The organism is Streptomyces sp. NPDC001393 (assembly GCF_053597455.1).
This window is the reverse complement of record NZ_JBSFIH010000040.1, coordinates 21536-38546: the sequence shown is the minus strand read 5'-3', so window position 1 is coordinate 38546 and position 17011 is coordinate 21536. Positions and strand designations below refer to the sequence as shown.

Below are 17011 nucleotides of genomic sequence, written 5' to 3'. Positions count from 1 at the left end.
GGCAGTGTCGGGGGTCCTGAGTGCCGGATGACAGATGTCATGCCGTTCGGGTGACGCCGGGTGCCGGGCATGCCGAAGGGGGCGCCGGCCGAACGCCGGACGCCCCCTGTCGGGTGTGGCTCGGCTAACTCGGGTGGGTCGAGATGACCGCGACCCGGTTGGTCGTGCTCATCAGGGCCTGGCGCAGGGCGACATAGACGTCCTGCGGGGTGACGGGCGTCTTGCTGCCGTTGCCGCGGGTGATGAGCACACCGTCGAAGGCGCCGCCGTAGAGCTGCTTCAGGGCGTTCAGGTCGGGCTTGTCGACCAGCTTGCCGTCCGAAGTGGGCACCACCCTGAGGAACTTCCAGAGCGATTTCTCCGGGCTCATCGCCAGGACGTGGCCCGCGCCCGCCGTCACGGTCACCTTGGCCGACATCGCCGGTTTCGCGAAGAGCTTCATCTCCTGGTCGACCGCCGCGTTCGACACCGTCGGCTGCTTGGTGGTCGTCGGGACGGTGACCGGGGTCGCCGTGTCCGTCTCCACCAGGGTGCGGTAGGCCTGTTCGACCGCCTGGGTCGACCCGGCGGCGTCGATGGCCTTGCCCGCCTTGCCGTAGACGGCGACCGCCCGGCCCGGCTTGAACTGGATGCCGCCCTCGACGACCGAGCCGGAGCCGCCGCCGGCCTGCTGAAGGGCGGCCTGGAGCTTCTCCTGGTCCACCGGCATCTCGGGGTCGATCACCCGCTTCTGCCCGAAGAGCGAGCCAATGACGTGGACCGGGTTGTAGTCACTGGTCGCGGCCTTGCTCACGGTGGCCTGGAAGTCGAACTGGAGACCGGCGTTCTCCGGGGTGATGCTGACCGTGTTGCCGCCGACGGAGAGCTTCAGCGGCTTGTTCACCCGGCCGCCGAAGGCGTCGTCGAGCTTCTTGACGGCGTCGTCTCGGGTGCCGCCGCCGATGTCCACGCCCAGGACCGTGGTGCCCTTGGGCACGTCGGTGTGGTTCATCAGCAGTCCGGCGCCGTAGGCACCGCCCGCGACGACGACCACGCCGGCGCCCAGCAGCACCAGCTTGCTGCGGCCCTTCTTCTTCGGCTTGGCCTGCGCCTTGGGCGCGCCGGACGGCTCCGGGCGGGACGGGGCCTGCGGGGCCGTGCCGCCGGCTGGGGTGCCGCTGAACGGGGAGTCGCCGGCCCCGGGGACGACCGGGATGCCGCTGGTGACGGTGTGTCCGGAGACGTTGTCCGGGCGGTAGCCGGGCGTGCCCGGTTCGGGGGCCGGCTTCTGCGGGGTGAGGATCGCGGTGTCGTCGCTGAGCCCGCCGCCCGGCCCGAGACCGGTGGGACCGGGGCCGGCCGCCGGGGCACCGGGGCCGCCGCCCGGGCGGCCGAGGCCGGCGGGCCCTTCGAGGTCGGCGATGTCGGCGAGGGCGCTGCGCGGGGGCCGCCCGGACGGGGTGCCCTGGCCGCCGTAACCGCCCGTACCGGACAGGCCGTCGAAGGGTTCGCCGGCCGAGGGGACGAGGGGGCCGTCGCCGGTGACCGGGCCGCTGGTGGGGCCGGCCGGGCCCTGCGGACCGCCGGGACCGCCGTGGCCGTGCGGGCCGTTGAAGCCGCTGGGACCACCGGGGCCGCCGAGGCCGCCGAGGCCGTTCGCGCCGGGGGTGCCGGAGAAACCGTTCTGGCCGTTCGCGCCCGGGGTGCCGCCGAAGCCGTCCTGGCCGCCCGCACCGGCCGTGCCCGTGCCGTCGAAGCCGTCCTGACCGCCGTTCTCCGAGAAGTACGGCAGGTCGTCGCGGCGCGGTTCGCCGCCCGGCGCGCCGGGTCGGGAGCCGCCCGCCAGCGGGCCCGCGTTCAGCGCCTCGGTCACGTCGAAGGAGCCGGTGCCGCCGCCGTGTCCGGGGGCGACGGGGCCGCCGGTGGCGCCGGGCAGGCCCTTGCCGTTGCCGGAGCCGGAGCGGGTGGCGCCGGGGACGCTCATGGCGCCGACCACACCGCCGGGACGTCCACCGGAGCGTGCGCCGGTGGTACCGGACGTACCGGACGCTCCCGGACCACCCGGACGGGTGCCCGACGTGCCGGGGGCAGTGGTGGAACCGCCGGACGTGCCGGTCCCGTTCGTACCGCCACCGCCCGGACCGCCCTTTCCGGCGGAGGACTTGCGGGGCGCGAACCAGTCGCTGGTCTTGTCCTCGGCCTGGGCCGCCGACTCGGCGGGGGGCTCGGCGGCGCCGGGGGCCGTCCGGTCGGCCGCGGGCCGCGTGTCGCGGGCGGGCGCCTCGTCCCCGGCGCCGTCGGTGTCCCCGACGGGCTTGCGCACGACGACCGGCGGGATGGGCCTGGATCCGGGGATGTTGATCCGGATCCTGGTCGTCAGCGTGGTCTCGGTCTTCTTCTCCTCCGGCCGCGTGGCCGAACGGCCGGCGTCCGTGCCGTCGTCGGAAGCCATGGGGGTCCCGTACGGCGGCGTGCCAGAGGGGTATGCGGCTCCGCCGCGCCCGTTGGGCCCGGAGGACGGAGTGTCAGTTTCACGACTCAAGGCAGGTTCTCCCAGTTGGCTCCGCCGCCGTTACGACCTGACTGCTCGGGCGGCTCGGCGGCGCGCACCACCATACTGGCCACTTCTCGCGCTCATCCCAGGACCGCTGAGGAAACCCACACCGGACTCGCACGTGCGCCGCACCGCGAAGTGGTACGTCACTTGCCAAGTCGGGCGGGACCGCCCTGAGGTTGCCGCCCGGCGCCCAGGGTGGCACAGATCACAGCAAGGGCCATACCGCCGAGCAGGAAGAGGTAGGAGCCGAGTCCCGCGCCGAACAGGAAGTCGCCTTCCGGGCGCGCGGTGGTGAGGAAGATGACCGTGATGATCCAGCCCACCACCGGTGCGACCGCCCCGCCCCGGCCGCCCGTGGCGTACGCCCCGCCGAGGAACAGCCCGGCCGCGCCCGCGAGGGCGAGCAGCAGCCCGCCGGGGAACCAGGCGGCCTGGACGAGGGTGCCGGCGGCGGCGATGACGGCACCGAGCAGGAAAAGGCCGGCATAGGCGGCGATCCGTCCGGCCGAGGGCCGCCCGAGCGGCTGGGCGAGCATCGAGCCCTGTCCGTTGCCGCTCACGCCCCCGCCTCCTCGATGCCCGCGAACAGGTCGGTCTCCCCGGGCCGGGCCTCGCCGCGCACCAGTTCGTAGTACTCGGTGGTGAACAGCGGCTGGGCCAGTTCGTTGGAGAGTGCGAAGTAGGGCTCGGCCACCTCGATCTGGGTGACGTGGGCGCGCATCGCGGCGGCCTTGGCGGCGGCGAAGGCGCTCCCGTCCACGCTGGTGGTGACCCGCTCGTCGTCGACCACGCCGGGTACGTCCGCCACGCTGGCGCTCTTCTCGAAGGGCAGTACGGCCAGCTCGTCCTGGAGCCGGGCGAAGGCGGCCTCGGCGACGGAGCGCGGGACGCGGTTCCAGTAGACCTTGTCGATCCGGTGCCCGCGCTCGTCCGCCAGCTCGACGGCGCGCATGGCGACGCGGTGGGCCTGGATGTGGTCCGGGTGGCCGTAGCCGCCGTGGTCGTCGTACGTCACGAGAACCTGGGGGCGAACCTCCAGGATCACCTCGGCGAGCTGTCCGGCGGCGGCGTCGACGTCGGCCTGCCAGAAGCAGCCGGGGTCCTCGTTGTCCGGAATGCCCATCATTCCGGAGTCGCCGTACCGCCCCGCGCCGCCCAGCAGCCGGGCGTCCGTCACCCCCAGCGCGCGCACGGCGCCGGCCAGCTCCCCGCGCCGGTGCGCACCCAGCGCGGGCCCGGTCAGATGCCGCAGCTCCGGCGGGATGACCTCGCCCCGCTCCCCGAGGGTGCAGGTGACCAGGGTGACGTGCGCACCCTCGGCCGCGTACCTGGCCATGGTGGCGCCGTTGTTGATCGACTCGTCGTCCGGGTGCGCGTGCACCAGGAGGAGACGCCGGGCGGGGAGTTCCGTCATGGGTCCACCCTACGAGGCGACGACGCCCTTGCCGCGCCTTGGGCGGGACCGGACGAGATCGGGCGACCTCAAAGGCGCAGTTCGGCCCAGACGGTCTTGCGCGGGAACCGGCCCTCCGCGACGTCCCAGCGGTCGGCCAGCGCGTCCACCAGGAGCAGGCCACGGCCGGACTCGGCGTGCGCGTCCACCGCCCCGAGCCTGGGCAGCCGGTCACCACGCGTGTCCGTGACCTCGATCCGCAGGGTGCGCCCGACCACGTAGAGCGTGAGCCGGAAGCTGCGGCCGGGCAGACGGCCGTGGGTCGCGGCGTTGGCCGCCAGCTCGGCCACGACGAGCGTCGCGGGCTCGGTGGGCAGACCCCAGCTCCGGAGCCGGTCCGCCGCGAGCAGCCGGGCCAGGCGGGCGCCGCGCGGGGTGCAGGACAGCAGGACGGTGAAGTTCGGGATGGTGCCGTCGAGCTGGGAGTTCGTCTCGGCGATTTTCTGGTTCACGTCACTCAGAGTGGCCGGACCCGCTTACCGTGATGAGTGACTGGGCGGTTGCGTAGGGTAACTGTCCGGGGGTTGTCCGGTGTGTCGGGGCGTGTCAGGAGGGGTGGATGACGGTCGAGGTCAACGGCGAGGCGGACGAGCCGGGTTGGGAGGTGGATCCGGACGACGAGTGGGGTGTCGCGGTCATCGCCACGGTCGGACGCCAGCTGAGGCTGCGCCGGGAGGCGGTGGGGATGAAGGCCGGCGACTTCGCCAAGGCCGTCGGCTACGGCGAGGACATGGTCTACAAGATCGAGGGTGGCAAGCGGATTCCCCGGCCGGAGTATCTGGACAAGGCCGACAGGGTGTTGGGGGCGGGTGGGCTGATCGCCGCGATGAAGGAGGACGTGGAGAAGGTCAGGTATCCGAAGAAGGTGCGGGACCTGGCGGAGTCGGAGGCCAGGGCGGTCGAGCTCGGCGTGTACGTCTGCAGCAGCATCCCTGGCCTGTTGCAGACACCCGAGCATGCGCGAGCGTTGCTGGAGTGCTGGCTGCCCGCCTACACGCCGGAGGACCTGGAACGGCGAGTGGCCGCCCGCATGGCCAGGCAGTCCATTTTCGAGCGGTCGCCTGCTCCGGCCCTCGGTTTCGTCCTGGAGGAGGCGACCCTGCGCCGGAAGGTTGGGGGCACAATGGTGCGGCGACAACAGTTCGAGCACCTGCTGGCGATGGGACGGTTGAACAACGTCACGCTTCAAGTCATGCCGTTGGACAGCCCACCGCACCCTGGCATGAGCGGCAGGATCGAGTTGCTGAAGTTCGAGGACGGCACGGCGGTGGGACGCGCCGACGGCGCATTCAACGGCCGCCCGATCTCGAACCTCAAGGAGCTGCGCGTTCTCGAACTGCGGTACGGGACCATCCGGGCCCAGGCTCTTCCGCCCGGGGAGTCACTGGCCCTCATCGAACGACTGCTGGGAGAAACATGATCCGCAAGGCCTCCGAACTGGCATGGTTCAAGAGCAGCTACAGCGATGGCCCTGACGGCGACTCCTGTGTCGAGGTCGCGATAGCACCCCGCGCCATCCACGTCCGCGACTCCAAGAACTCCACCGGCCCCCAGCTGGCACTCGCACCGGAGGCCTGGTCGGTCTTCGTGGCCGGCGTTCGCAAGTGAGCCTTGGGCCGCCCGGCGTGCAGGCGAGACGCGAGCGCGCCCCTCAGTCGACGGCGTCCGACCAGCCCACCCCAGGGCCCGGTGCCGGGCTGGGCCACAGCGGCCCTAGGGCAACCACACAGCAGGCGCCCGGCAGAGCGCCGTGACGGCTCCGGGACCCGTGTCAGAACTTGATGCTGCTGATCATGCTCGCGACGTTGGTCGTCAGCTGGCTGATCGTGGGGGCGACGGTCGAGGAGGCGAGGTAGAAGCCGAGCAGCATGCAGACGAGCGCATGGCCGCCCTTCAGCCCCGACTTCTTGATCAACAGGAAGACGATGATCGCCAGCAGCACCACCGCCGAAATCGAGAGTGCCACGGCGGCTCACCTCCAAAGATCGCCAGATCTAGATCAGTTGAGCAAATCCATGCAGACGCCAGCAGGTTCATACCCACACAGCGGTAGTGATCATAACTATCCGTGCTTGCGCATCGCTCGGCGCACGGCCGCACAAGGGGGCGCATGGCCAATATGGTCGGGGTATGACGACCGAGTCTGACTCCTTCCCCCGTCGGCACGCCCGGACGCAGCGGTTCACGCTCGGCGCGCCGCGCGCGTTCACGGTGGCACCCGACGGTACGCGTGTCGCGTTCCTGCGCTCCGGCTCCGGCACCGACCGGGCCAACTCCCTGTGGATCATGGACCTTCCTGAGGGCGCGGAGCGCCTGGCGGCCGATCCCGGCGCCCTGCTCGGCGGCGCCCTGGAAGAACTCTCCGACGAGGAGCGGGCGCGCCGGGAGCGCAGCCGGGAGGGGGGTGCCGGCATCGTCGGCTATGCCACCGACACCGCCCTGGAGTTGGCGTCTTTCGCCTTGTCAGGGCGGCTTTTCGTGGCCGAGCTGCTGGCGGGTACGGCGCGTGAACTCCGGGTCCCGGGGCCGGTGATCGACCCGCGTCCGTCGCCCGACGGCACGCATGTCGCGTACGTCGCACAGGGGGCGCTGCGGGTCGTGGACGCCGGGGGCGAGGGCGACCGGGCGCTCGCCGAGCCGGAGCCCACGGACGGACCGGGGCGGGTCGCCTACGGGCTCGCGGAGTTCGTCGCGGCCGAGGAGATGGGGCGTTCGCGGGGATTCTGGTGGGCCCCGGACGGGCACCGGCTGCTCGTGGCGCGCGTGGACGACACGCCGGTGCGGCGGTGGTGGATCGCCGATCCGGCCCGCCCGGAACGTGAGCCGAGCAACATCGCGTACCCGGCCGCCGGCACCCCCAACGCGGAGGTACGGCTGTTCGTGCTGGGGCTCGACGGGGAGCGCACGGAGGTCGCGTGGGACCGGGACCGCTATCCGTATCTGGCCCGTGTGCACTGGTCAGCGGCGGGTGCGCCGCTGTTGCTGGTGCAGGCGCGGGACCAGCGCAGCCAGCTGTTCCTGGCGGTGGACCCGGACACGGGGGCCACCCGGATGGTGCACGCCGACGAAGATCCAAGTTGGCTGGAACTTTTCCCTGGAGTGCCGTGCTGGAGCCCGTCCGGGCAGCTTGTCCGGATCGCGGACGAGGGCGGCGCGCGGGTGCTGACGGTCGGCGAACGCCCCTTGACCAGCGCCCAGTTGCACATCCGCGCGGTGCTGGACGTGGGCGACCACGACGTGCTGGTTTCCGCCTCGGCCGGCACCGAGGCACCGGAGCCCGAGATCGGCCAGGTCCATGTGTACCGGGTGAACGAGCTGGGCGTGGAGCGCGTGTCGCAGGAGCCCGGCGTGCACTCGGCGGTGCGCGCCGGCGGCGTGACCGTGCTCGTGTCCGCGACGCCGGACACTCCGGGCACCCGTGTCCAGGTGCTGCGTGACGGAAAACCGGCGGCGAGTGTCCGGTCATACGCCGAAGATCCCGGTTTGTCCCCGCGACTGACGCTCACCCAGGGGGGCGCACGCCGAATTCCGTGCGCCGTGCTTATGCCACGGGACTACCACGGCGACACTCCCCTGCCCGTCCTCATGGACCCCTACGGCGGCCCGCACGGCCAGCGGGTGCTCGCCGCGCACAACCCCCACCTCACCTCCCAGTGGTTCGCCGACCAGGGTTTCGCGGTGGTCGTGGCGGACGGACGCGGCACTCCGGGGCACTCGCCGGCCTGGGAGAAGGCGGTCCGGGACGAGCTGGCGGCCGTCGTGCTCCAGGACCAGGTCGACGCGCTGCACGCGCTCGCCGGGCAGTTCCCGCTGGACCTGGGCCGGGTGGCGATCCGCGGCTGGTCCTTCGGCGGCTATCTGGCGGCGCTGGCGGTGCTGCGCCGCCCGGACGTCTTCCACGCGGCCGTCGTCGGCGCCCCGGTCACCGATCTGCGGCTGTACGACACCCACTACCAGGAGCGCTACCTCGGCCTCCCGGACGAGCAGCCGGAGGTCTACCGCCGTAACTCGCTGGTCGACGACGCGGGCCTGGTCGACGCGGCCGGGCCGCACCGCCCGATGATGATCATTCACGGCCTCGCGGACGACAACGTCGTCGTGGCCCACTCCCTGCGGCTGTCCTCCGCCCTGCTCGCCGCGGGGCGCCCGCACGAGGTGCTGCCGCTGTCCGGGGTGACGCACATGACCCCGCAGGAGACGGTCGCGGAGAACCTGCTGCGGCTGCAGCTGGACTTCCTCCGGCGTGCGCTGCCCGAACAGGGAAAATGACCGTCAACCGCGTTAACACTCAGGCAACTTCACGGAAGCGGTACCGATATACGGACGCGGGAGGCTGATCAGCGTACGGCCGTGCGGGTGCCGTAAGCGGGCCGGGGTGCGCATGTCACCCCGGCCCGCTGCCGTATCCCCCCTCCGTCGGGACGACCCGCTTCTCCTCCGCGAAGTGACAGGCCGAGGCGTGGGCCGCCGGGCCGGGGGTGTCGCGGAAGACGGCCGGTACCGCCAGGGCCGGCACCTCCCGGACGCAGCGTTCCTGCGCCTTCCAGCAGCGGGTGCGGAAGCGGCAGCCGGAGGGGATATTGGTCGGCGACGGCACGTCTCCGCTGAGGATGATCCGCTCGCGCTGTTTCCGGGCCTCGGGATCCGGCACCGGAACCGCCGAGAGCAGGGCCTGGGTGTAGGGGTGCGTGGGATGGTCGTAGATCTCGGCGTCCCCGCCGATCTCCACGATCCGCCCGAGGTACATCACACCCACCCGGTCGGAGATGTGCCGGACGATGGACAGGTCGTGCGCGATGAACACATAGGAGAGGTCGAACTCCGACTGCAGGCGGGCCAGGAGGTTGATCACCTGGGCCTGGACCGAGACGTCGAGGGCGGAGACCGGTTCGTCGGCGACGATCACCTCCGGGCGCAGCGCCAGCCCCCGGGCGATGCCGATACGTTGGCGCTGGCCGCCGGAGAACTGGTGCGGATAGCGGTTGACGTACTCGGGGTCGAGGCCGACCACGTCCAGCAGTTCCCGGACCCTTCGGCGGCGGTCGCCCTTGGGCGCGGCCTCGGGATGGATGTCGTACGGCTCCCCGATGATGTCGCCGACCGTCATCCGGGGGTTGAGGGAGGTGTACGGGTCCTGGAAGACCATCTGGATGTTGCGGCGTACGGCCTTCAGGGCCTTGCCGGACAGCCTGGTGATGTCCTCGCCCTTGAACCTGATGGACCCCGCCGTCGGCCGCTCCAGGTTGCAGAGCAGCTTGGCGACGGTCGACTTGCCGCAGCCCGACTCGCCGACGATGCCGAGGGTTTCGCCCTTGCCGAGGGTGAAGTCGACGCCGTCGACGGCCTTCACCGCGCCGATCTGCCTCTTGAACAGGATGCCCCGGGTGAGGGGGTAGTGCTTGACGAGTCCGGTCACTTCGAGGATCGGCTCAGTCACCGGGGTCGTCGGGGCCATCGAGGCACTCCCTCCAGAAGTGGCAGGCGCTGCCGCGGGTGCCGGAGACCTCGTACAGCGGGGGTTCGTCGGTGCGGCAGACGTCCCTCGCCATCGGGCAGCGCGGGTGGAAGGAGCAGCCCGGCGGGATGTGCATCAGGTTCGGCGGCAGGCCCTGGATGGCGTACAGCTGCTGCCCCTTCTGGTCCAGGCGCGGGATGGAGTCCAGCAGGCCGCGGGTGTAGGGGTGGGCCGGCGCCTTGTAGATGTCGCGGACGGGCGCGGACTCGACGATCTTCCCGGCGTACATGACCGCGATCCGGTCGGCCACGTCCGCGACGACCCCCAGATCATGGGTGATGAGGATGAGCCCCATGTGGTACTCGCGCTGCAACTCCGCGAGCAGGTCCATGACCTGGGCCTGCACGGTGACGTCCAACGCCGTCGTCGGTTCGTCGGCGATGATCAGCGCCGGTTCCAGGGCCAGCGCCATGGCGATCATGATCCGCTGGCGCATCCCGCCGGAGAACTGGTGGGGGTAGTCCCGCACCCGCTGGGCGGCGCCCGGGATGCGCACCCGCTCCATCAGCTCGACGGCCTTGTCCCGCGCGTCCTTCCTCGACATCCCGCGGTGCACGACGAACATCTCGCCGAGCTGGTCCCCCACGGAGATGACGGGGTTGAGGGCCGACAGCGCGTCCTGGAAGATCATCGCCATTCCGGCGCCGCGGATCCTCCTGCGCTCCTCTTCCTTCAGTGTGAGCAGATCCCGCCCCTGGAACAGGATCCGGCCGCCCGTGACCCTTCCGGGCGGGGTGTCGAGGATGCCCATCACGGCCTGCGCGGTCACCGACTTGCCCGACCCCGACTCCCCGAGCACGGCCAGGGTCTCCCCCGCCGCCACCTCGTAACTGACCCCGTTGACGGCGTGCGCGACCCCGTCCCGGGTCCGGAACTCCACCTTCAGGTCCCGCACTTCGAGCAGCACGCCGCCATCGCCTCCCACGTCCCTCACCTCAGCTTCGGGTCGAGGGCGTCGCGGACGGCGTCGCCGAGCATGATGAAGGCCAGGACCGTGACGGCCAGGGCGCCCGAGGGCCAGAGCAGGGCGTGGGGGGCGTTGCGGATGTAGGGGGAGGCGGCGGAGATGTCGATGCCCCAGGAGACGCTGGGGGGTTTCAAGCCCACGCCGAGGTACGACAGGGTCGCCTCCAGCGCGATGTAGGTGCCGAGGGCGATGGTCGCGACGACGATCACGGGGGCCACGGCGTTCGGCGCGATGTGGCGCAGCAGGATGCGGGAGTCGGAGGCGCCGAGCGCGCGGGCGGCCTGGACGTAGTCGTTCTGTTTGGCGGTGATGACCGAGCCGCGGGCGATGCGGCCGATCTGCGGCCAGCCGAGCAGCACCATGAAGCCGATGACCGGCCAGACCGTGTTGCTCGTCACCACCGACAGCAGCACCAGTCCGCCCAGGACCACCGGGATGGCGAAGAAGATGTCGGTGATCCGGGACAGGATCGAGTCCCAGACGCCGCCGAAGTAGCCGGCGAGGGCGCCCAGCACCGAGCCCAGGACCGCCACCCCGAGCGTCGCCAGCACGCCGACCGTGACGGACGTACGGGCGCCGTACACCGTGCGCGTGTAGACGTTGCAGCCCTGGCCGTCGTACCCGAAGGGCGCGCCCGGCCCCGCGCCGTCCTGGGCCCTGGCGAGGTCGCACGTCAGGGGGCTGCCGGAGGCGATCGCCGAGGGCCACAGGGAGATGAGGACCAGGAAGCAGATCACCACGGCGGAGACGAGGAAGACCGGGTTGCGGCGCAGGTCCCGCCAGGCGTCGGACCACAGGGAGCGGGGCCGTCCCGCCGGGCCCGTGCCCTGCGGGCCGCCCGGGGTCCGCTCCAGGGTGACCGCCTCGCTCGCGCCCAGGTCCATCGCGGCGCCCATGCCGGTCCCGGCGATCGCCCCCTCGGGCTCGTAGTGCTGGTCAGGCATAGCGGATCCTCGGGTCGAGTACGGCGTACAGCAGGTCGACGAGGAGGTTGGCGACAAGGAAGACGAGGACGAGGACCGTCACGAAGCCGACGACCGTCTGGGTGTTCTGGCGCAGGATGCCCTGGTAGAGCTGGAAGCCGACGCCGTGGATGTTGAAGATCCGCTCGGTGACGATCGCACCGCCCATCAGCGCGCCGATGTCGGCGCCGATGAAGGTGACCACGGGGATCAGCGAGTTGCGCAGCAGATGACGGACGACGACCCGGTGCCGGGGCAGGCCCTTGGCGATGGCCGTACGGACGTAGTCGGCCCGCTTGTTCTCCGCGATGGAGGTGCGGGTGAGCCGGGTGACATAGGCGAGGGAGACGGAGGCGAGGACCAGGCCGGGCACGATCAGCTCGCCGAAGGTCGCGTACGCCGACACCGACGGTCTGATCCAGCCCCACTGGACGCCGAGCAGCAGCTGGAGCAGCAGACCGGTCACGAAGGTGGGGACAGAGATCACCACCAGGGTGGCCAGCAGCACCCCGGTGTCGACGGGCCGGCCGCGCCTGAGGCCGGTGAGCACGCCCAGGGTCACACCGATGACGATCTCGAAGAGGATGGCGACGATCGTGAGCCGGATGGTGACGGGGAACGCGGTCCCCATCAGCTCGGTGACCGGCTGGCCGTTGAACGCCGTACCGAAGTCCCCGGTGAAGAGGTGGCCCATGTAGGTCGCGTACTGCTGCCAGAGCGGCTTGTCCAAGCCGAACTCCCGCTTCAGCTGGGCGGCCGTCGCCGGATCGCAGGCGCGCTCGCCGCACAGGCCGGCGATGGGGTCGCCCATCACATTGACCATGAGGAAGATCAGCAGGGTGGACCCGATGAACACGGGGATCATCTGGAGCAGCCGCCGTGCGACATAGCGCCCCATGCCGCTCAGCCGACCTTGATCTCGTTGTAGACCGGCACGCTGAAGGGGTTGAGCGCCACGCCGGAGAGCCGGGAGGTGTAGCCGGCGCTGCCGTTCTGGTACCAGAGCGGGATGGCCGCCATGTTGTCGCGGACGACCTCCTCGGCCTGCTGGAACAGCCGGACGGCCGCGGCCTGCCCGGTCTCGGCGTTGGCCCGGTCGACGAGCCGGTCGAACTGCCTGTTCGACCACTTGCCGTCGTTGGAGGACGCGCCCGTGTAGTACAGCGGCTGCAGGAAGTTCTGGATCAACGGGTAGTCCATCTGCCAGCCGGCCCGGAAGGGACCGGTCATCTTGTGCTGCCCGATCTGGTTGCGGAAGTCGGCGAAGGTGCCGACCGGGTTGCCCACGCAGGCCTTGTCGTTGCCGAGCGTGTTGTTGACGGAGTTGCACACGGCGTCCACCCACTGCTTGTGGGAGCCGGTGTCCGCGTTGTAGGTGATCTTCAGCTGGCCGCCGGGGAATCCGCCGCCCTCCTGGATGAGCTTCCTGGCCTGCGCGGGGTCGTAGTCGCAGGCGTGGCCGCACAGCCCGGGCCGGTAGCCGCCGGCCGCGCCGAGGACCGGGGAGGTCCAGTCGGTGGCGGGGGTGCGGGTGCCGCGGAAGATGGTGTCGGTGATCTGCTTGCGGTTGATCGCCATGGACAGGCCGGTGCGGACCTTGCGCGCCCCGCTGGTGTTCCACTTCGGGTCGTAGTACGGGAAGGCGAGGGTCTGCAGGATGCCGGCCGGGGTGTTGATGTAGCGGCCGTTCAGGTCGGTCCTGACGTTCTTGAGCTGGGTGGAGGGCACGTCGTCGACCAGGTCGAGGTTGCCGGCCAGGACGTCGGTGTAGGCGGTGTTGTTGTCGGTGTACACCAGCAGGGTCACCCCGGTGTTCCGGGCCTTGTCGGGCCCGGGGTAGCCGTCCCACTTCTTCAGGTTCATCGCCGAGCCCCTGGTGTACGACTCGATCTGGTACGGCCCGTTGCCGACCGGCTTCTTCAGCCAGGCGGCGTGGTCGGTGAAGAAGGCGCGGGGCAGCGGGGCGAAGGCCGTGTAGCCGAGGGTGTCGGGGAAGCTGGAGAACTTCTGGCCCAGCCGGACGGTGAAGGTGCAGTCGTCGATCACCTTGAGTCCGGACAGGGTGTCGGCGGTCTGGGTGCCGGTGTCGGGGTGGACCTTGGCGTAGCCGTCGATGTAGGCGAAGAAGTAGGCGTCCTTCTGGTTGTTGCGCAGGCTCGCCCCGTAGTTCCAGGCGTCCACGAAGGAGTGGGCGGTCACCTTCTCGCCGTTGGAGAAGGTCCAGCCGTCCTTCAGCCTGATCGTGAAGTTCTGCGAGTCCGTGGTGCGGATGGACTCCGCGAGCCAGTTCTGGGCCTTGCCGGTCCTCGGGTCGTACTTCTTCAGCCCCCGGAAGATCATGTCGAGGACCTTGCCGCCCTGCACCTCGTTGGTGTTGGCGGGCTCCAGCGGGTTCTGCGGGTCGCCCCAGGAGGAGGTCAGCACACCGGGTCCGCCGAATCCGGCGCCGCCCCCGCATCCGGTGGCGCACATCAGGCCGGCGGCGATCACACAGGCGGCCCACCGGCCGCGCGTGGTACCCCGCATGGCTGCCTCCTCCGTGATCGCTGGTGCACTACCGGCCAATATCAAGTCAATATGCTCATAACAGAGGTATGGCGCATCTCGGGGTCCATGGACGGATCAGTCCACCCGTACGGACGCGACCGAACGCCGCCCCGGGAAGGCAAGAAGACGGTTGTTCACCTCTCGCGGTTCAACAGCGTGTGGCAAACTGCCGCGCGTGGTTGACCGTTCGTTCGCCGATCTGTCCCTCGCCCGCCTGTACGACGCCCTCAACCCCTGGGACGCGGGCGACGACTTCTACCTCGACCTGGCGATGTCCGCCCGAAGTGTGCTCGATGTCGGGTGCGGAACGGGCAGGTTGCTCGCCAGGGCCCATGAGAACGGGCACCCCGGGCGGCTCACCGGACTGGAACCCGCCGCCGCGATGCTCGTCCAGGCCCGGCGGCGCGCTCCGGCGGTCGAGTGGGCCCTGGGCGATCTGCGGTCACACTCCTGGAACGGGGCGTACGACCTGGTCCTGATGACCGGCCATGCCTTCCAGACGCTCGTCTCCGACGAGGACGTGAGATGTGCCCTGGCCGCCGTGAGGGCCGCGCTGGCCCCCGGCGGCCGGTTCGTGTTCGAGACCCGGAACCCGGCGGGGATGCCCTGGACCGCCTGGACTCCCGACCGGGTACGGCAGGTCACCGACGCCGACGGGCGCCTCGTACGGGTGTGGCACCAGGTCGAGGAGCCGGTCACCGGGGACCGGGTGACCTTCACCGAGACGTTCGAGGGGGAACCCTGGGAGACTCCGCGCGTCAGCCGCTCCACCCTGCGCTTCCTCGGGCCGGAGGCGTTGTCGGCGTTCCTCGCTCAGGCGGGGTTGCGTGTCACGGAGCAGTACGGCGACTTCGGGCGTGGGCGGCTGACGCGGCAGAGCCCCGAAATCCTCACGACCGCCGAGCGCTCCTGATGAGCGTGCCCCCTGAGGCAGCGTCAGCGCTCCACCAGCACCGCTTCACCGGTCTGGACCAATAGCGGCCACACGGTCCGTCAATTCGGCGTTTCCGCAGGCCACGCGGGCTTCACGCGCCGTTGACGCGCGCAGACCACCCCTGATAGACCACTCCTCACCCAGCCCAGGCCCACCAGGAGAGACACCCGGTCCGCAGCCGAACAAGCCGTCCCTGTGCGAACGATGACGCGAGGTCAGCCTTGATGAGCACATCCGATGAGAACGGCACGCGACGTCCCCACCAGAAAAGTCCCCGACCCCGCGTCCACCGACTGGCCGTGGCAGCCGGAGCCCTCGCGCTGGCGCTCTCCGCGACCCTCGCCACCCCGCTTTCCCCCGCGCCCCAGCGGGCGGAGGCCGCACCCAACGACAAGGTCCTCACCGTCGCTGTCGCACAGAGCGTCGACTCGCTGAGCCCCTTCCTGGCGGTGCGCCTGGTCAGCACGAGCATCCTGCGGCTGACGTACGAGTACCTGACGGACTACGACCCCGGGGACGCGCACCCCGTGCCCGGCCTGGCCACCCACTGGTCCTCCTCACCGGACAAGCTGACGTGGACGTACACCATCCGCTCCGGTGCGACGTGGTCGGACGGGCAGAAGGTGACGGCCGAGGACGCCGCCTGGACGTTCGGCAAGCTGATGACCGACCCGGCCGCCGCCACCGCCAACGGCAGCTTCGTCACCAACTTCCGCAAGGTCACCGCCCCGAGCCCCACCAAGCTGGTCATCGAGCTGAAGAAGCCCCAGGCCACGATGACCGCCCTCGATGTGCCGATCGTGCCCGAGCACATCTGGAAGAACGTCACGGACTTCTCGAAGTTCAACAACGACAAGGCCTTCCCGATGGTCGGCGACGGCCCCTTCGTCCTCACCGACTACAAGGCCGACAGCTACGTACGGCTCAGGGCCAACAAGAGCTTCTGGCGGGGCGCGCCCAGGTTCGACCAGCTGGTCTTCAAGTACTACAAGGACCAGGACGCGGCGGTGGCCGCCCTGCGCAAGGGCGAGGTGTCGTTCGTCGCGGGCTCCCCCTCCCTGACCCCCGCCCAGGCGGCGTCCCTCAAGGGCGCGCCGGACATCCACGTCAACGACGCTCCCGGCCGCCGCTTCTACGCCCTCGCCACCAACCCCGGCGCCCGGGCGAAGAACGGCCGGACGCTCGGCGACGGCGACCCGTCCCTGCTGGACGAGCGGGTGCGGCACGCCCTGTTCATGGCCGTCGACCGCAAGACCATCATCGACAAGGTGTTCCAGGGGCACGCGGTCGAGGGCCAGGGCTACATCCCACCGCGCTTCGCGAGCTACTTCTGGAAACCGTCCGCGAGCCAGGAACTCGCCTACTCCCCGGCGAAGGCCGCCCAACTCCTCGACCAGGCCGGCTACAGGCTCAACGCCGACGGCAAACGCGTCGGCAAGGACGGCAGACCGCTGAACTACCGCGTCCTGTGCCACGCCACGGACCCCAACGACAAGGCCGTGGGCCAGTATCTGAAGGAGTGGTGGAGCAAGCTCGGTGTCGGTATGACCCTCGACTGCCTCGACAACGTCACCGACCCGTGGCTCGCCGGTAGGTACGACCTCGCGTTCGACGGCTGGTCCGTCAACCCCGACCCGGACTTCGTCCTGTCCATCCACACCTGCGCCGCCCTGCCCGCCACCCCGAAGGACACCGCCGCGACGGACGACTTCATCTGCGACCGGACGTACGACGACCTGTACGCCAGGCAGCTCGCCGAGTACGACCCCGGCCAACGGGCCGCGCTCGTCAAACAGATGGAGTCGCGGCTGTACGACCTTGGGTACATGAACGTCATGGCGTATCCGAACGCCGTCGAGGCGTACCGCACCGACCAGATCAAGTCGATCGAGACGATGCCGAAGGCCGCCGGCAACATCTACGGCCAGGACGGTTACTGGAGCTGGTGGTCGGCGGTCCCGGCCGACTCCCGCGGCTCGTCCGGGGGCAGCTCCGCCGGCGTCGTCATCGGGCTCGTCGCCGCAGTCGTGGTGCTCGCCGGGGCCGGGGCGTTCCTGGCGCGGCGCCGGCGCGGCACCGCGGACGATCGCGAGTAGC

At 70.7% G+C, this 17011-nt stretch carries 15 protein-coding genes; 5 read left to right on the top strand and 10 right to left on the bottom strand.

Annotation, left to right across the window (positions count from 1 at the left end; genetic code table 11):
* Positions 1-124 precede the first annotated feature (124 nt).
* The 4 genes from ACWC2T_RS32315 to ACWC2T_RS32300 all read right to left on the bottom strand — a co-directional run bounded on the left by ACWC2T_RS32315 (position 125) and on the right by ACWC2T_RS32300 (position 4441).
* Complete coding sequence (locus ACWC2T_RS32315; protein ID WP_450673889.1) at positions 125-2521, bottom strand: hypothetical protein; 2397 nt, start codon at positions 2519-2521, stop codon at positions 125-127.
* A 158-nt stretch (positions 2522-2679) separates the two neighbouring features.
* Positions 2680-3072 (bottom strand): DUF6113 family protein, encoded by a 393-nt coding sequence (locus ACWC2T_RS32310; protein WP_450673929.1) that lies wholly within the window; start codon positions 3070-3072, stop codon positions 2680-2682.
* Positions 3073-3092: 20 nt separating this feature from the next.
* Complete coding sequence (gene mshB, locus ACWC2T_RS32305) at positions 3093-3950, bottom strand: N-acetyl-1-D-myo-inositol-2-amino-2-deoxy-alpha-D-glucopyranoside deacetylase (RefSeq protein WP_450673888.1); 858 nt, start codon at positions 3948-3950, stop codon at positions 3093-3095.
* Between the two features lie 68 nt (positions 3951-4018).
* Entirely contained in the window at positions 4019-4441 is a 423-nt protein-coding gene (locus ACWC2T_RS32300) for an ATP-binding protein (RefSeq protein WP_450673887.1), read from the bottom strand.
* 107 nt (positions 4442-4548) lie between these two features.
* Between ACWC2T_RS32300 and ACWC2T_RS32295 the strand changes: the two genes are divergently transcribed.
* Together ACWC2T_RS32295 and ACWC2T_RS32290 are read left to right on the top strand one after the other, a co-directional pair.
* Complete coding sequence (locus tag ACWC2T_RS32295; RefSeq protein WP_450673886.1) at positions 4549-5409, top strand: helix-turn-helix domain-containing protein; 861 nt, start codon at positions 4549-4551, stop codon at positions 5407-5409.
* Positions 5406-5597, top strand: coding sequence for a DUF397 domain-containing protein (locus tag ACWC2T_RS32290; protein WP_450673885.1), 192 nt, complete (start codon positions 5406-5408; stop codon positions 5595-5597). Before ACWC2T_RS32295 ends, ACWC2T_RS32290 begins: the two co-directional genes overlap by 4 nt.
* 163 nt (positions 5598-5760) lie before the next feature.
* Here ACWC2T_RS32290 and ACWC2T_RS32285 read toward each other — a convergent pair whose 3' ends face one another.
* Positions 5761-5955: a hypothetical protein gene (locus tag ACWC2T_RS32285; RefSeq protein WP_055707280.1), complete on the bottom strand. Its 195-nt coding sequence runs from the start codon at positions 5953-5955 to the stop codon at positions 5761-5763.
* A 164-nt stretch (positions 5956-6119) separates the two neighbouring features.
* On the opposite strand from ACWC2T_RS32285, the gene ACWC2T_RS32280 reads away from it, so the two are divergent.
* Complete coding sequence (locus tag ACWC2T_RS32280) at positions 6120-8258, top strand: prolyl oligopeptidase family serine peptidase (protein WP_450673884.1); 2139 nt, start codon at positions 6120-6122, stop codon at positions 8256-8258.
* A 115-nt stretch (positions 8259-8373) separates the two neighbouring features.
* Here ACWC2T_RS32280 and ACWC2T_RS32275 read toward each other — a convergent pair whose 3' ends face one another.
* Genes ACWC2T_RS32275 through ACWC2T_RS32255 form a run of 5 tightly spaced genes read right to left on the bottom strand, consistent with a single transcriptional unit; the run spans position 8374 to position 13959 of the window.
* Positions 8374-9444 (bottom strand): ABC transporter ATP-binding protein, encoded by a 1071-nt coding sequence (locus ACWC2T_RS32275; RefSeq protein WP_450673883.1) that lies wholly within the window; start codon positions 9442-9444, stop codon positions 8374-8376.
* Positions 9419-10411 carry an ABC transporter ATP-binding protein gene (locus ACWC2T_RS32270; RefSeq protein ID WP_450673928.1) on the bottom strand — a complete coding sequence of 331 codons (993 nt, stop codon included), beginning with the start codon at positions 10409-10411 and terminating at the stop codon, positions 9419-9421. Before ACWC2T_RS32270 ends, ACWC2T_RS32275 begins: the two co-directional genes overlap by 26 nt.
* Before the next feature lie 23 nt (positions 10412-10434).
* Positions 10435-11415: an ABC transporter permease gene (locus ACWC2T_RS32265; protein WP_450673882.1), complete on the bottom strand. Its 981-nt coding sequence runs from the start codon at positions 11413-11415 to the stop codon at positions 10435-10437.
* On the bottom strand, positions 11408-12331 hold the full coding sequence (locus ACWC2T_RS32260; RefSeq protein ID WP_450673881.1) for an ABC transporter permease: 924 nt from the start codon (positions 12329-12331) through the stop codon (positions 11408-11410). Before ACWC2T_RS32260 ends, ACWC2T_RS32265 begins: the two co-directional genes overlap by 8 nt.
* Before the next feature lie 5 nt (positions 12332-12336).
* Positions 12337-13959, bottom strand: a complete 1623-nt coding sequence (locus ACWC2T_RS32255; protein ID WP_450673880.1) for a peptide ABC transporter substrate-binding protein — start codon at positions 13957-13959, stop codon at positions 12337-12339.
* A 196-nt stretch (positions 13960-14155) separates the two neighbouring features.
* Here ACWC2T_RS32255 and ACWC2T_RS32250 point away from each other — a divergent pair, with 196 nt between their 5' ends.
* Entirely contained in the window at positions 14156-14893 is a 738-nt protein-coding gene (locus ACWC2T_RS32250; RefSeq protein ID WP_450673879.1) for a class I SAM-dependent methyltransferase, read from the top strand.
* A gap of 245 nt (positions 14894-15138) precedes the next feature.
* Complete coding sequence (locus tag ACWC2T_RS32245) at positions 15139-17010, top strand: ABC transporter substrate-binding protein (protein ID WP_450673878.1); 1872 nt, start codon at positions 15139-15141, stop codon at positions 17008-17010.
* The last annotated feature ends 1 nt before the right edge of the window (position 17011 follow it).

Coding starts and splice junctions, on each gene's coding strand:
- ACWC2T_RS32280 (WP_450673884.1), top strand. CDS start 6,120: ATGACGACCGAGTCTGACTCCTTCCCCCGTCGGCACGCCCGGACGCAG.
- ACWC2T_RS32295 (WP_450673886.1), top strand. CDS start 4,549: ATGACGGTCGAGGTCAACGGCGAGGCGGACGAGCCGGGTTGGGAGGTG.
- ACWC2T_RS32310 (WP_450673929.1), bottom strand. CDS start 3,072: ATGCTCGCCCAGCCGCTCGGGCGGCCCTCGGCCGGACGGATCGCCGCC.
- mshB (WP_450673888.1), bottom strand. CDS start 3,950: ATGACGGAACTCCCCGCCCGGCGTCTCCTCCTGGTGCACGCGCACCCG.
- ACWC2T_RS32290 (WP_450673885.1), top strand. CDS start 5,406: ATGATCCGCAAGGCCTCCGAACTGGCATGGTTCAAGAGCAGCTACAGC.
- ACWC2T_RS32245 (WP_450673878.1), top strand. CDS start 15,139: ATGAGCACATCCGATGAGAACGGCACGCGACGTCCCCACCAGAAAAGT.
- ACWC2T_RS32265 (WP_450673882.1), bottom strand. CDS start 11,415: ATGCCTGACCAGCACTACGAGCCCGAGGGGGCGATCGCCGGGACCGGC.
- ACWC2T_RS32255 (WP_450673880.1), bottom strand. CDS start 13,959: ATGCGGGGTACCACGCGCGGCCGGTGGGCCGCCTGTGTGATCGCCGCC.
- ACWC2T_RS32275 (WP_450673883.1), bottom strand. CDS start 9,444: ATGGCCCCGACGACCCCGGTGACTGAGCCGATCCTCGAAGTGACCGGA.
- ACWC2T_RS32260 (WP_450673881.1), bottom strand. CDS start 12,331: ATGGGGCGCTATGTCGCACGGCGGCTGCTCCAGATGATCCCCGTGTTC.